The sequence below is a fragment of the Allopusillimonas ginsengisoli genome (assembly GCF_004153455.1).
Classification (GTDB): Bacteria; Pseudomonadota; Gammaproteobacteria; order Burkholderiales; family Burkholderiaceae_B; genus Allopusillimonas; species Allopusillimonas ginsengisoli.
This window is the reverse complement of record NZ_SDQE01000001.1, coordinates 434,664-448,842: the sequence shown is the minus strand read 5'-3', so window position 1 is coordinate 448,842 and position 14,179 is coordinate 434,664. Positions and strand designations below refer to the sequence as shown.

Annotated in this window: 11 protein-coding genes, 1 tRNA gene and 3 pseudogenes; 7 read left to right on the top strand and 8 right to left on the bottom strand. The window is 54.1% G+C overall.

Features of this window, described 5'->3' with window-relative positions:
• Positions 1-90 precede the first annotated feature (90 nt).
• Positions 91-1,026, top strand: a complete 936-nt coding sequence (locus tag ERE07_RS02285) for a LysR family transcriptional regulator (protein ID WP_130007184.1) — start codon at positions 91-93, stop codon at positions 1,024-1,026.
• A 57-nt stretch (positions 1,027-1,083) separates the two neighbouring features.
• Here ERE07_RS02285 and ERE07_RS02280 read toward each other — a convergent pair whose 3' ends face one another.
• On the bottom strand, positions 1,084-2,391 hold the full coding sequence (locus tag ERE07_RS02280) for a phospholipase A (protein ID WP_130007183.1): 1,308 nt from the start codon (positions 2,389-2,391) through the stop codon (positions 1,084-1,086).
• 171 nt (positions 2,392-2,562) lie between these two features.
• Here ERE07_RS02280 and ERE07_RS02275 point away from each other — a divergent pair.
• From ERE07_RS02275 to ERE07_RS02265, 3 genes and pseudogenes are all read left to right on the top strand, one after another.
• Positions 2,563-2,639: transfer RNA gene (locus ERE07_RS02275), tRNA-Arg, on the top strand.
• Between the two features lie 1,297 nt (positions 2,640-3,936).
• A pseudogene (locus ERE07_RS21930) lies at positions 3,937-4,131 on the top strand (integrase core domain-containing protein); the annotation flags it as partial.
• Positions 4,132-4,184: 53 nt separating this feature from the next.
• Positions 4,185-4,319: pseudogene (locus ERE07_RS02265) on the top strand (integrase core domain-containing protein); the annotation flags it as partial.
• A 77-nt stretch (positions 4,320-4,396) separates the two neighbouring features.
• Here the strand turns inward: ERE07_RS02265 and ERE07_RS02260 are convergent.
• The 3 genes from ERE07_RS02260 to ERE07_RS02250 form a co-directional block, all read right to left on the bottom strand.
• Complete coding sequence (locus ERE07_RS02260; RefSeq protein ID WP_130007181.1) at positions 4,397-5,275, bottom strand: lysozyme inhibitor LprI family protein; 879 nt, start codon at positions 5,273-5,275, stop codon at positions 4,397-4,399.
• A gap of 210 nt (positions 5,276-5,485) precedes the next feature.
• Positions 5,486-5,758: a DUF4268 domain-containing protein gene (locus ERE07_RS22305; protein WP_425330942.1), complete on the bottom strand. Its 273-nt coding sequence runs from the start codon at positions 5,756-5,758 to the stop codon at positions 5,486-5,488.
• A 75-nt stretch (positions 5,759-5,833) separates the two neighbouring features.
• A complete protein-coding gene (locus tag ERE07_RS02250; protein WP_130007179.1) occupies positions 5,834-6,091 on the bottom strand; it encodes a hypothetical protein in 258 nt (85 codons plus the stop codon).
• A gap of 663 nt (positions 6,092-6,754) precedes the next feature.
• Between ERE07_RS02250 and ERE07_RS21925 the strand changes: the two are divergent.
• Positions 6,755-7,094: pseudogene (locus ERE07_RS21925) on the top strand (FAD-dependent tricarballylate dehydrogenase TcuA); the annotation flags it as partial.
• Between the two features lie 361 nt (positions 7,095-7,455).
• On the top strand, positions 7,456-7,728 hold the full coding sequence (locus tag ERE07_RS02240) for a glycine zipper 2TM domain-containing protein (protein ID WP_130007178.1): 273 nt from the start codon (positions 7,456-7,458) through the stop codon (positions 7,726-7,728).
• 58 nt (positions 7,729-7,786) lie between these two features.
• On the opposite strand, the gene ERE07_RS02235 is transcribed toward ERE07_RS02240, so the two are convergent.
• The 4 genes from ERE07_RS02235 to ERE07_RS02220 all read right to left on the bottom strand — a co-directional run bounded on the left by ERE07_RS02235 (position 7,787) and on the right by ERE07_RS02220 (position 13,155).
• Positions 7,787-9,538, bottom strand: a complete 1,752-nt coding sequence (locus tag ERE07_RS02235) for a dipeptide ABC transporter ATP-binding protein (protein WP_130007177.1) — start codon at positions 9,536-9,538, stop codon at positions 7,787-7,789.
• Positions 9,539-9,547: 9 nt separating this feature from the next.
• The gene (locus ERE07_RS02230) at positions 9,548-10,465 is read right to left on the bottom strand and encodes an ABC transporter permease (RefSeq protein ID WP_130007176.1); all 918 of its coding nucleotides are present in this window, start codon (positions 10,463-10,465) and stop codon (positions 9,548-9,550) included.
• A 16-nt stretch (positions 10,466-10,481) separates the two neighbouring features.
• On the bottom strand, positions 10,482-11,453 hold the full coding sequence (locus ERE07_RS02225; RefSeq protein ID WP_130007175.1) for an ABC transporter permease: 972 nt from the start codon (positions 11,451-11,453) through the stop codon (positions 10,482-10,484).
• A gap of 109 nt (positions 11,454-11,562) precedes the next feature.
• Positions 11,563-13,155, bottom strand: coding sequence for an ABC transporter substrate-binding protein (locus tag ERE07_RS02220; protein ID WP_130007174.1), 1,593 nt, complete (start codon positions 13,153-13,155; stop codon positions 11,563-11,565).
• A 287-nt stretch (positions 13,156-13,442) separates the two neighbouring features.
• On the opposite strand from ERE07_RS02220, the gene cuyB reads away from it, so the two are divergent.
• Positions 13,443-14,171: a cysteate racemase gene (gene cuyB / locus ERE07_RS02215; protein WP_130007173.1), complete on the top strand. Its 729-nt coding sequence runs from the start codon at positions 13,443-13,445 to the stop codon at positions 14,169-14,171.
• Positions 14,172-14,179 lie beyond the last annotated feature (8 nt).

Sequence of the window (14,179 nt, the reverse complement as noted above, 5' to 3'; positions counted from 1 at the left end):
TATCGTAAAATCAAATTTTCAGCTATCAGGTATAAAAAAAACCGTTGGCTGCTTCTCTTTCGGACGGAACGGGTTTTCCAGAGGATATCCATGAAAAGCGAAGTCACACTGCGGCAGTTCCGCTATTTCATTGCGGCTGCGACAACAGGGCGGTTTTCCTCCGCAGCCGTGCAGGAGCATGTATCGCAGTCGGCGGTAACCAGCGCGGTGCAGGCGCTGGAAGGCAAGCTCAAGGTGCGCCTGTTTGATCGCTTGCCACACGGCGTGGCACTGACGCCGGAAGGGCAGGTTTTTTTTCACCATGCACGCCATGTCATGGATTCAGTCAACGATGCGATGCGCCACGCCAGCCTGGTACCGCAGACGGCGCAGGGCACCATACGTATTGCCGCCACCTATACTGTTCTGGGCTACTTTCTGCCGGATCTCCTTAGCCGCTTCAAGCGCAGCTATCCGCAGGTGGAAATTGACCTTGTCGATATGGATCGCTGTGAGCTTGAGGTGTCACTTGAACAGGGCACTATCGACCTGGGCATAGGCTTGCTATCCAATATAGCGCCCGGCCGTCGCCATGGTCAGCATCTGCTGGTGCGTTCACGGCGACGGTTGTGGGCGGGGGCGGATCATCCACTGGCCAGCCAGCCTATTGTCAGCCTCGATGAAATCGCCCGGCATCCCTATATTCTGCTGACTGTAGACGACGCCGATGCCGCCGCGCTGCGGCACTGGGCGGGCCGAAAGGTTGATCTGAAGGTCGCAATGCGCACCAGCTCGCTTGAGGCGCTGCGCGGTCTGGTGGCGTATGGTTTTGGCGTGTCCATTCTTTCTGATCTCGTCTACCGGCCCTGGTCGCTGGAAGGCAAGAAAATTGTGGGTATCCCAATATCGGATGCGGTCGCTCCCATGGATGTCGGGCTATTGTGGCCTGCGCGGCGCGAGCCCACCGGCTTGCCGGACGCGTTCAGGCAATTCCTGGTGCAAGCCTGCGAAGGCTGGGGAGAAGGCGCCGCGACATCCGGCGCCTAGCAGGCGAGGGCGTGGCCGGGCAGCGGACACATGGCGCGCACCCTCGCGCGGCTGCGGTCAAGGAATCAAGGCCAGGCCAATACGGAACTGCGATCCCGTCTTGTGGTTATAGTTGAGCAGCGTATCGCCGTAGCCCTTGGTGTATTGCGCGTAAAGATAGCCATTCATGTTGATGAAGGTGCGGCGCAGCGGCCAGGCGGCCTCCACTTGTGTCGCGTAGCGGCTGCCGTCGCCATCGCGATACAGCCCGGTCAGCACCAGGCCGTTGTCCTGGGCCCAGCGCAGTTTCCAATCGACATGGCCATAGTAGTCCGCGTAATCGGGATTGTCGGCAACGCCGAAGTAGGTTTTGACTCTTGGCGAAAACGTCAGTGTGCTGCCGCCGCTCAAGCGGTAGTTGAACTCTGGCTGCACATAAAAGAAATTGAGCGAACGAGAGTCGTCTTTGGCCTTGCCGTTGGATTCATGCTCGATACCCGTCTGCAGGCCGGCAAACCATTGTTTGTCTTGGGATTGCCACAAGGCATCCTTGCGCCAGAACACGCTGGGCTTGAAGGATGTATCGACGAACGGGGAGGAGTCGGAGGACAAGTCCCACAACGCGGTTTGGGTATAGCCCAGGTAGAAGTTGTCGATAAAGTCGGGCCTGGAGGGATCTTGAGGGCGGAACAGGCGGTACTTCAGGCTGATCTGATAGCGGGCAAAGCGTCCGTCATGATTGCCCACCGCAAAATAAACGGGTTCGTAGGGCTGAAGCGAGTTGCGAAAATTCTCGAAGCCGGATGATGCTGTATTGACTGGCGCGGGTGTGGAGGCAGGCGCTGGGCCTGCGTGCAGTGGCGCACCGGCGGCAATGACGTCGCCGCTGGGCAGCGCCGGATCGGGTGCGCCGGTATCGCCAGCCTTGCCCGCGTCTACGACCGGGCCTATTGCCGGCGCCGCCGCCACCTGTCCCTGGCCCGGCTGGCTGGCATCCAGCGCCAGCAGTGTCGAGTCTCCCTCGACATTGACGGCCTGCAGGCCTTGCACTTCGCTCGGTACAGTGGCGCGCCAGCTGATCTGCACAAAATTGTTGACGGGCACGGTGAAGGGACCCTGCCCTTCGGCAAGATAGGCCATGCTGCGCGTGGCCTGGCCGTTTGGCCCGCGCCATTGGACGACAAGGGTCTTGGGCGCAGTCCAGTCCATGGCGGTATCTGTGTCATTGAAGAGCACTGCGGTAATTTTGATGATGTCACCCGGCGCGGCCTGGGTCTGAGAAAGCTTGTAGCTGATACCCGCATAGGTGGGGTCACAGGCCAGGAGCGAGCCGACAGCAAGTGCAACGCCGAGCGTCAGTCTGGCCGACAAGAGAGAGCAATGCATGAAGTTTGTGTGGTTGACGACAGTGAGAAGAAACTGTAACACTGGCTTTAAAAAAGGACGCTACGTATTGTAAAGAAATGCGCAAGTGGCGCGCGTAGGTTGTGATAAGCATTGCAAAGGGGGGCATTTGGCGTTGGGGCTGCATGTCAATATATAATCAAACGCTTTCTCGTCGCGGTAGCTCAACCGGATAGAGCACCGGCCTTCTAAGCCGGGGGTTACGGGTTCGATTCCTGTCCGCGACGCCATGTTTCTCTCGTAAAACAACTGAGTAAGCGCTTGAGCGGCACGCAATGTACTGGCTCTCAGAGTCCTTGCATCGTCCGTGACTGGGAACCAAAATTGTAATGATTATTTGAAGAGGTAGCGCCCCTTCGCATTCGCCTGGCCCCTCCATCGAGACCAATGGATAGGGAGGCCTGGGTATTTTAAGCCTTTCCACACGCGCTTCGAAACGCCGCGACGAGTTCGTGTGATTTAGCTTTATGACTACGCCATTGCAGTCTCTGTACCTGACGGAAGAATAATGGCAAAGTTGCAGGGAATCTATGCTTGTGGGCGTCATCGCAGGCGCCGCAACGTTGCTTGACCGCGTCGAGCAGTCGCCGCGCTATATGTACGGTACTTGTCTTTTGAACTATTGTCGTCGTACCAGTGGTGAGTTCCGAGTCTCTTAGATAGCGAAAGGCACATGAAGAAGATGTGATACCGCGATGATCATATCGTCGGGATCCTGCGTGAGACTGACAAGGACATCATCGTTGAGGTGGCCAGCGCCATGGGGTGAGCGAGGCGACGATTTACGCCTGGCGCAAGAAGTTCGACAGCAGGGAAACCGACGCAGTTAAATGACTCCATGACTCAATGGCTGGAGGTGGAGAACGTGCGGCTACGCTAGCTGTTGGTTGATCGTGACCTCGAAATCGATGTCATGACGGAGATCAACGCAAAACAGTAGTGAACGCGCAGCCCTGACTTGAGCATGCGCGATATGTCATTTCCCGTTCCGGTTTGTATCACACGCATGAAGATGCCCATGAAGGATGCCCCGGTAATTCAGCTGAGGCAACGCCTGTCAAGTCAGTACCCGCACTTTGGTTCGCGTCATATTCGTGTATTCCTAAGCCGTGAAGGTCTCCAGATCGGCCCAAAGCGCTGTTCACGCCTACGGCGTGAGGCAGGAGAGTACAAGTGCCTGCCAACTGGCAGAAACAGCGTGTGGTGCTATGACTTCGTGTACGAAGCCTGCGCCAATGGTCAGACACTGAAACGCCAGACGGCAGTAGGATCAGTGCGTCGTGCCTGTTCTTTGCAATGTCGAGCGCCACTAAAGCAATTGGTTTGTTACTCTGAGTTGAGTCATTCATCACCTGTCCTTCAGTGTTGTTAGTCGGTCTCGACAGTATTGACGAAAAGCGACTGACTTTTAAAGACTTACCCAGAAGGTACTATGGTCCGGAGTTCGTCAGTACCCAATTGTTGCAATGGGCAGTGAACGAGAAGCTGGAAACCATTCTGATTAAACCGTGCTAGCCCTGGCAAAACGGCACCAACGAAAGCTTCAACGGTAAGTTCCGGGATGAATGCCCGTCCATGGAATGATTCCGCAACCGCTTGAAAGCCAAAGTCATCATTGAAAACTGGTGTCGCCACTACAATGAGATCAGACCGCATTCCAGCCTGAATTACCTGACCCTACGGTCGTTCGTGGGAACATTGAACGAAGAACTAATAATCTAGGCCAGAATCTCTAGTTCTCATTAGTAGGAAATTCCCGCGCAGATCAGCCCCAATGTACCCAACAGAACTACATGATTGAACGGAACATCAGGACGTTGAAAGAGCAATGCGCGCACCGGCACCGTTTCGAATCCCAAAAACATGTCGGCCCCGTAATCGGTGCTTGGATGCGTTTCTTCAACCACTGACGATTGCACTAGGGCCCCTGCTTGCCTGTCTGATTAGGTTATTCATACAGACCATATTGTGAATAGAATAAACTACGCTAATTAGACGATGTTCTTCTTCGAACGGCCTCAGTGCTGGTCAAGATACTAGCGACATGAGGAGAATCAGGAGCATGGGCGTTTAAGGTTAAAATTAAAGTAGTCCTCGCGTCAAAAAAATATTTTGACACGGAATTATGATCCCGTTTACTTCTTTTGGTTGCACCAACCCGCTCTGACTCAAATCGCTTAACGGTACTCCAAAAGTAACTAACAATCTCATCCGGCGCCTGCTGCCGATGTGGGCCTGCCGTCGCAACTTGAACGTGTAGTTCCAAGCTCTCAACGACCCCTTCAAGCGATTCGATAATAAACCCCATTCCTATTAACTGAGACCCATCTTTAGTAATAAGGTCGACAGCAAGCATGGGCACATTGCACGATCGGTCCGTCAACATTGACTCAGACCTGATTGCATCGCTGTTTTCGCAAATGTCCGCTCGCACTATGAAATATTTTTTTTGTAGCATTCCATCGAGTCTTTTGCCCAATGGGATATTGAAGAAATCGCGCTCATTTATGGTGTCCTCTTGAGACGGTGTTTGGCTTCCAATATTGGAGTCATAATTTTTTAGGCGGGCTATACGAGCCCTATAAGTTTTTTCTAAACACGGTGCATCGTGGCATTTATCCCGTTCCATTCGAAGCCAGCGTCGCTGCTCTAACAGAACGTCATTTTTGGATCCCCGATATGCAGCAGCCTCATATTCCACAGCCATTGCTTCATCTAATGAAGACAACTCCTGATTCTGACAGATCATAATCTCTACGTCTGAGGCAGCGCGTGAACAATCAAAACTGGCTGCCATTGCCGGTCGAGAAAACGAAATACTATACGAAAATAACAGCATAGAGAGCGCTGTGGATAGCAGCTTCATAAAGTTATGCATATGAAATCCCATATAAATAAATCTGTAGCAATTGCGCAATCAAATAAATTTGTTGATTTGTTTCCGCCTCCGGCACATCATCCATAGCTGCCTGTTTCGAGAGTTGTGTCTTAGCCAGTTTCTAAACGCTGGCACCTGTTTGTCAAAAGCCGCCTCCAATCGCTTTACATGTTCGACGAGCCAAGCAATCATGCTTGGCTAACTTTCGAGGTTATGGCCGTTAAAGACAGTAGAACACTCAATAAAGGACTCCTTCTTGTTATCCATGCTGCGCCAAGATAATGGATCACCAAACAATGATTCAAGTTGCTCACGCCGCTCAAATAGATAGTTGAAGCGCACCTTATTGGCATCTATGGAGTGTGTTCCCAATGCAAAACTCGTTAGTATTTTGTCGTTATTAAAAATCATTGAATAATGGATGCGACTCGTGCGGGAGCCGGTATTTAGCAAATGTATAACATGTTCCACTGTAAGGAATAGATCATCACCGTCCTTGACTTGCCTGGTTCGAGAACACTTGACGTACACGCGATGCTTCAATAACTACAAAACGGTAGAGATCATGATGAGATCTTCCGCATCCTGGCCTCTGCTTGAGGATTTATCGAGGTGTTGTTGAAATAACTCAGCAATCTGCGGTTTTGACAGGGTTGAGCAATTAATGGCGTACTTTAAAGGTTGCCAAACGACATCCTTGCCTGAATCGTCGAGTTTTTCTTCAATAATGACAAGACTGTACTGACTCCGCAGAATATGCTCAGTGCTTGCGGCTAATGCAAATGCCTCGGTCGGGGTTTTCATAGCCAACCCCTGGTGTAGTCACTGGTGGTTGTGAAGGCGTATCCAGTCGCCAATGACACGACTGGCATGCTGTATGGAGTCGATGCGGTGCCGATGGGCATATTGCTCTTTAAGCGTTCTATCACTTGCTCGACCATGCCGTTTTGCTGCGACAGTGTGGCGTGATGAATTCCCCGCCAAGCCCATAACTACGCACCTGTGGCGTGTAGCTGCGAGATAAAAGCCAGTCCATTGTCCGACCCTTAGCAAGAACGGCGCGGGAACCCGGCCTAACGTACCGAATCGAGCGATCACCGCATGTTCGAGCGCACTGCTTGCGGTCGTTGCCTTGCGGCTGCGAGACAGGTTCCCGCCCGACAGTTCTCGGGCATGGCAATCGATCACCAGCGCTCACGTTGCCTATCCAGTACGGCCAGCCAAGATGCGGCACAGGTCGGTAGACCGCCGCTCGTTAAGTGCTGCCGCCGCCGAGGGCGTGGCGTGGATACAAGGCCTAAAGCCGATGGCTCGTTTCTTTACCTGCCAACCTTTGAGCTGGAAGATGCGCTGCAGGGTGTTTTTGCAGACCTGTTGATGCCTAGCCAATATCGGTAGTTCACCATGGAAGCTACAGCCTCTACTTATTCTGGAGACTATGGCATGGCTGATGTATTGGTAATCGGAGGGGGTAACTCTCAACACACCCGTAACCTGCACTGTATACGTGACAGCCCGCAGGACGTACTAGTCGACGCCTATTCCAAAGAAAAGCTTTGGCGGAACTTGCTTAAGGTAACAGGCGGCCTAACTAATGAAACACTCGCGTGACTCGCCATCAACGCGTCGTCCGTCTGTCGAGAGTGGATGCGCAAGTACGGCGTCAATTTTCAACCACCCCTATTTGGTGCTCAAAATGTCGCGCACGCTAATGCCTTCTTCATAAACGGTGGAAGGCACTTACTATTGCTTATTATCGCAACGCGGTATACAGGTACGCTATGACGCTCCTGTCGGCAGGATTGAAAATTGGTCTGGATGGTGTGCAATTGAGTGCTTATCAAGCCTGTGTAGAGGTTGGGTCTTCACTATTGATTATTAAGATAGTACATAGAAGTTTTGCTTGGCGAGGTAGGGTATGGACTAATCGTACCTAATATAACTGTTCGATTCCTTTCCGCGATACCATCATTTGCGCTAAGAGCTAAACTGGCTAGCTGCCACCATGTATTTTTGTAATCAATCCAAGAGCAATTGCTACTGAATCGTTTCGGATTGCACATTCCGGACGATCGATTTTTCAATCCGCTTCAGAACGCGAGAATTCGCTTGCGGGCGTCTTCGGCCACACCTACGCTCATGCCGTGTGTATAAACAGGAGCATGAGCATGAAGCAAAAACTTAATGTCGGTCGCGTCGCGGTCATTGCGTTGGTCGCTGTGGCGCTGGCCGGGTGCGCGGGGTATCAAAGCCGCAAGACCAACAACACCTTGATCGGCGCAGGGCTGGGCGGTGCCGCCGGAGCGGTGCTGTCGCATGGCGATCCTTTGACGACAGTAGGCGGCGCAGCCGCTGGCGGGCTGCTGGGCAACATTCTGACCGAAGACAAGCGCGATCGATCGCATCGTGGTCATCGCGGCCACAAGCGCGGGAGGCGTTAGATCGAAAACAACACGCCCCACTTGACGGTGGGGCGCTGAGCGACATAACAGAAAGCGGTTAGGCCGCCTGCGTCTGGGCGGCGCGTTCCACGTCCAGGCCCTGCTGCGAAAGATGGTTCAGGGAGGGCATGAGCGAGAGCAGGTGTTTGCTGTATTCATGCTGAGGATGAGAAAAAAATGATTCGGTGTCGGCAACTTCAAGTAGTTCGCCGTGCCGCATGATGCCGACGCGATCGCACATTTGGCGAATTACGGGCAAATCGTGGCTGATGAACAGTATCGTAAGATGCAGTTTCTCCTGTAAATCCTTGAGCAGATTCAGTATCTGTGCCTGGATGGAGACATCGAGTGCAGAGGTGGGTTCATCGCAGATCAGAAAGCGTGGCCGGGTGGCCAGGGCGCGGGCAATGCAGATACGCTGTCGTTGGCCGCCCGAGAATTCATGGGGGAAACGTTTGAGCGCTTGTTCCCCCAGGCCTACATAATCCAGCAAATCTCCCACTATGCTGCGGGTTTGCGCCTCATTGCGGGTCAGCTTATGAAAGCGTATGGGCTCGGCGACGATGTCGAATATCCGCATACGCGGATTCAAGGATGAATAAGGATCCTGAAACACCATCTGTATCTGCCGGCGAAACGCATTGAGCGCAGAAGGATCTTTGAGCGTCGTCAGATTGACGTCGTTGAAGAAGACTTCACCGCTGCTTGCCTTGTAAAGCCCGGCAATCAGGCGGGCAATGGTGGATTTTCCCGAACCCGACTCACCTACCAGGCCAAACACTTCGCCTTCATTGATCGAAAAGTTCACTTGCTTGACCGCATCCAGCATGCGGCGATTCTTGGCCAGCAGGGCATTTTTCAGGACGAATTGAATGCCCAGATTGCGCGTTTCCACCAACGGCGTATTCGCGCGCTTGCCAAAGTCTCGCTCCTGGCCGAGCCAGTGAGTGCTGATGTCAAACCCCTTCTTGGTGGGCGCGCGTGCGTCTTCGATGTAAGTCACCATCGGAAAGCGACGTAGCTTGACGTCGGAGCGGGGGACGGCGGAGATCAGGCTTTTTGTATAGGGATGGTCGGGGTTGCCAAGAATCTTTCGCGTGGGCCCCTGTTCGACGAGCTCGCCGCGGTAAAGCACGGCCACTCTGTCGGTAACTTCGGCAATCACGCCCATGTCATGGGTGATGATGATCATCCCGACCTGTCTTTCTTTGCAGAGCCTGCGCAGCAGATCAAGAATTTGCGCCTGTATGGATACGTCCAGCGCCGTGGTGGGTTCGTCCGCAATGATGACTTCGGGCTCGCAGCACAATGCCAGCGCAATGACGACGCGTTGGCGCATGCCGCCCGAAAACTGATGCGGGTAGTGATGCAGGCGCATGGCGGGTTCGGGTATGCCGACGCTTTCCAGCAGTTCGATGGCGCGTGCGCGTGCTTCGCTGGCTGACACATGCAGATGCACCTGCATTGTTTCGATCAACTGGGTCTCAATGGTTTGCAGAGGGTCGAGCGAGGTCAAGGGGTCTTGAAAGATCATGCCTATGCGCCGTCCACGCACTCGTCGAAACGCACTGTTGGACAGTTGGTCAATGCGGCTCCCATCCAGGCTGACGGAGCCACCCGTCATTTTTCCGGGCGGCTGAAGCAGCCCGATCACGGCATTGCCTATTGTGGATTTTCCAGCGCCTGATTCGCCCACAACGCCAAGCACTTCGCCTTTGTCGAGTGCGAGGCTGACGTCGTTGATTGCGACAAGATTGCCGTGTCGGCTGGAGAACTCAATGCGTAGTTGTTCAATATCCAGAAGTGCCATGCGCCTGTCTCAGTTTAGTTTAGGGTTTAGCGTGTCACGCAGCCAATCCCCGAGTAAGTTCACCGACAGAGCCAGCAGTATCAGGGCGATGCCAGGAAAAATCGTAATCCACCATTCGCCGGAAAAAAGATAACTGTTGCCGATGCGGATCAGTGTTCCCAGCGAAGGTGTTGTGGGTGGAATGCCCACGCCCAGGAAGGAAAGCGTAGCTTCGGTAATGATTGCCACAGCCAGATGGATGGTGGCGATGACCAGCACCGGCCCCATGACGTTGGGCAGTACATGGCGGCGCAGGACCAGGAACGGTTTCATGCCTATCAGGCGGGCGGCTTGTACATACTCTTTGTTGCGTTCGACCATCGTCGCGCCGCGTACGGTGCGTGCAAACTGCACCCAGCCCGAGATGCCAATGGAGAAGATCAGTACGTATAAGGACAGCGAGTCCTGAGCGTCACGCGGCAGCAGGCCGCGCGTAATGCCGTCTATGAGCAGCGCGATGAGTATCGCGGGAAACGACAATTGCACGTCTGCAATGCGCATGATGAAGGTATCAATGCGACCGCCCGCATAGCCGCTGATCAAACCCAGGGTTACGCCGATGGCCAGGGAAAGCAGCACCGACGCAAATCCCACCAGCAAAGAAATACGGGATCCGTAAAGGATTGCGGACAGCATGTCTCGGCCTTGATCATCGGTACCCAGGAGGAACTGACTGCTGCCTTCAGCCGTCCAGGCTGGCGGTGTGCTGGCGTCTAGCAGGTTCAATGAGGCCAGATCGAACGGGTCGTGCGGCGCAATGAATGGCGCGCCTGCTGCGCCAAGAAAAATAAGGAGGGCGATTACGGTGGAAATGATCGCGGTCGGTGAGCGACTGAAGCTGTAAAAGACATCGCTGGATAAGATGCGGGACAACGTGTTATCGGCCATGGTCTGAAACTACCTTCTAGTTATTTTGTACGCGCAGGCGGGGATCGACCGCAAAGTAAAGAAGATCCACGATAAGGTTGATGATGACAAAGAAGAGCGCGATCATCAGCAAGTAGGCGGCCATGACGGGGATGTCGACGACGCCTATCGACTGTATGAACAGCAGGCCCATGCCCGGCCACTGGAAGACGGTTTCAGTGATGATCGAAAATGCGATGATGGAACCCAGTTGCAGGCCTGTGATCGTGATCACCGGCACCAGCGTGTTCTTCAGGGCATGGCGGAAATTGATCATGCGTTCCGGCAAGCCGCGCGCCCGGGCAAACTTGATGAAGTCGGTCTGCATGACTTCGAGCATTTCGGCGCGCACCAGCCGCATGATCAAAGTCATCTGGAACAGCGCTAGCGTGAGTGCGGGCATGATGAGCGAAAGCCAGCCGCTTTTGGTAAAAAAACCCGAACTCCACCAGCCTATCTGGACGACCTCGCCGCGGCCAAAGGTGGGCAGCCATTGCAACAGCACCCCGAACACCAGAATCATCAGAATACCGGTCAGGAATGTTGGCAACGAAATGCCGATGAGCGAAATCGTCATGAACGCATGTGAAATGAGGCCACGACGCTTGAGTGCGGTGTAGACGCCCATGGGGATGCCCATCAGCAACGCAATGAATGCCGAGACGAACGAAAGCTCCAGTGTTGCGGGCATGCGGCTTTCTATCAGTTCGCTCACGGGCCGCCGCTGGCGGTAAGAGATGCCGAAGTCGCCCTGCACAGCATTTCTGATGAATCGTGCGTACTGCACGAGAAACGGGTCATCCAGGCCCAACTGTGTTTTCAGTTCGGCACGCTGCGCCAGCGTCGTATCCTGACCGACCATATTGCTGATGGGATCGCCCACGTATCTAAACAACGAAAAGGCGATGAAACTCACTGTCAGCATGACGAAGATCGATTGAAAAATTCGTCTTGCGATAAAACTCATCATAGGGAAAGCTCTTTAGTCTGAATGGGCGAGCGCAGCTTCCGGCACTCGATGGGGCGCCGAAACAACAGGGCTGGCGCCGGGGAGGCGCCAGGCTGTTGCGGCAGTTGGTTCAGGGCATCATGATGCCGCGTATATCCAGTACGCCATCGGCGCGCTGTTCGACTTCCACCCCTTTTCTTGCGCCCCAGGAAAGGGGTTGATCATGTATTGGCAAGAAGCCGTAATCGTCTCGAACCAGCGTAAAGGCTTCCTTGATCATGGCATTGCGCTTATCCTGGTCCGTTTCCACGCGGATTTTCCCGATGAGTGCATCGACCTTTTCATTGCAATAGCCGCCCCAGTTTTGCAGACCCAGCCCCGCTTTTTCGTCGCGGCACTGCACGACGCTGTCCAGCACGCGACCAGCGTCAACCGAACTCGGAGAAAAGCCCTGCATGTACAAGCTCGTTTGATTGCCTGACTGTGTTTGTGTTTTGGCGAAGAACTTTGATTTTGTCTGTGCCAATAAATCAACCTTGATGCCGATGCGTGCCAGCATGCTGGATACCGCCTGGCAGATCTTCTCGTCGTTCACGTAGCGATCGTTCGGGCAATCCATTTGCACAGAAAAACCGTTTGGATATCCTGCCTCGGCCATCAACTGTTTGGCTTTGGGAAGATCGACCTCGCGTGGTTCCCCGAATGACTCGTCATAGCCGTTAATGGAGGCGGCGATCAGTGTGCCGGTGGGCCGGGCTGCGCTCTGCATGATTTTTTTGTTGATGGCATCCACGTCAATGGTTCTTGCCATGGCTTCGCGCACACGTATGTCTTTGAATGGATTCTTTCCCTTTACATCCGAAAACAGGAGCTCGCTTCGATGCTGATCCATGCCAAAAATAATGGGCCGTGTTTCAGGGCGATGATAGATGCTGACATTGGGATACTCTTTGAGGTGCTTCCAGTCTTGCAGCGGCACTGGCAGGATAAGATCCATTTCGCCCGAGATCAGGGCGGCGGTACGCGTGGATTCCTGGGCAATGGGCTGGAACACAATCTCCGTGACGTTGGTGGCCAAATCCTTGTCCCAGTAACCATCGAAACGCTTGAATACGGTTTTGACATCGGGCTGGCGTTGAACGACCACAAAAGGACCTGTGCCGTTTTCGTGCAGGTTGGCGTAGTTGTTGGCGCCGCCTTTCACCCCGGATGCTTCAGTCGTGTGATGCTTTTCGGCCCAAGCCTTGCTCATGATGCGCATATCAATCCACTCGCGCGGCAGTACCGGATCAGGCTGGGGAGTGGTAACTTCCACTGTGTGGTCATCTATCTTTCGAACATCGGTCGCATACACGCCGAAGCTACGCATGTCCGACCCGGGAGACAAGCTGCGTTTCCACGAAAAGACCACATCATCGGCGGTAAAGGGAGTGCCGTCGTGAAACTTGACGCCCTGTCTAAGGTGGAAGACCCATTTTGTCGGTTCCGTGTTTTCCCATTTGACCGCCAGCCGCGGCATGAGCTTGAGGTCTTTGTCGAAGGTCACCAGTGATTCGTAGAACCAGTCCTGAGTTCCCATTGTGAACGTTTCATTGAGTGCCATCGGATCCAGCGACTGGATGTCACCCTGATATGACCAGCGCAGTGTCTTCGCCTGTACGGGAACAGCGGCCAGCGCGACGGCGCCGGCCAGCACACTGCATTTAACTAACGTAGCTATCATTTTGTCTCCACCCCTCGTTGGTGTTTTCGGCTTTAGTAGGAAATTCTCTTGCTATCCTACGTAGCTCAAAGGGGCGCTGTCGAATGCTATGTTTTTGCACTCGTATGCGTATCTTGCATGAAGACGTGCTGTGCTCAGTTACCATTGCCAGCAACGACGGGTTGAAGCCAATAGTCAGTGCCTTGCTATGCAAAAAGGGCATGTTGCGCTAAGCATATGGCATTATGCAAGACGAAGCCCGCCCCGTACGATATTGCACTCACTTATTACAACAGGACTGGTTTTTGATGGATATTTCCGCCTTGAACCATACTTGCCACGAAGGGCGATTTCTGGGGGTTTTGGGTGGCATGGGGCCAATGGCCGGCGCAAGTTTCATGGCTCGGCTGGTGGCCTTATCCAATGCAGATTGCGATCAGCAGCATCTGCCAGCCATCCTGTGGAGCGATCCACGCATTCCCGGCCGCTCAAAAGGGTATGCAAAGCTCGGACCAGATCCCTTACCCTGGATGATGCATGGCGTGAACCGTCTGGTCAGTATGGGCGCGGGCGCCATTGCCATTCCCTGCAACACCGCCCACTTGTGGTACGAGCAAATTTCCGCCGCTGTGCAAGTGCCTGTGTTGCATATCGTGCAAGCGGTGATCGACGATCTGCGTCGCCAGGGCATACATCAAGGATGCGTAGGTTTGATGGGTACGTCCGCAACGCTCAGGCTTGGCCTATATCAGCGGGCGCTCGAGAAGAATGGATACCGTTGGATGATGCCGACCGAAACAGAGATCGCGGATTATTGCAGCGCATCCATCACACTGGTGGGCGCCAACCGCATCGCGGAGGCGCTCAAGCCTGCCGCCGAGTGCGTTAGCATACTTAAAAGCCGTGGCGCCGATGTCGTGGTGCTGGGATGCACCGAATTGCCGCTGGCTCTGCCTCATCCGATACGGCCCGGCTTGGGCATACCTATTGTTGATTCAATCGACGCGCTGGCTCTGGCGGCCATGGATTGGTACTGATCACGCAG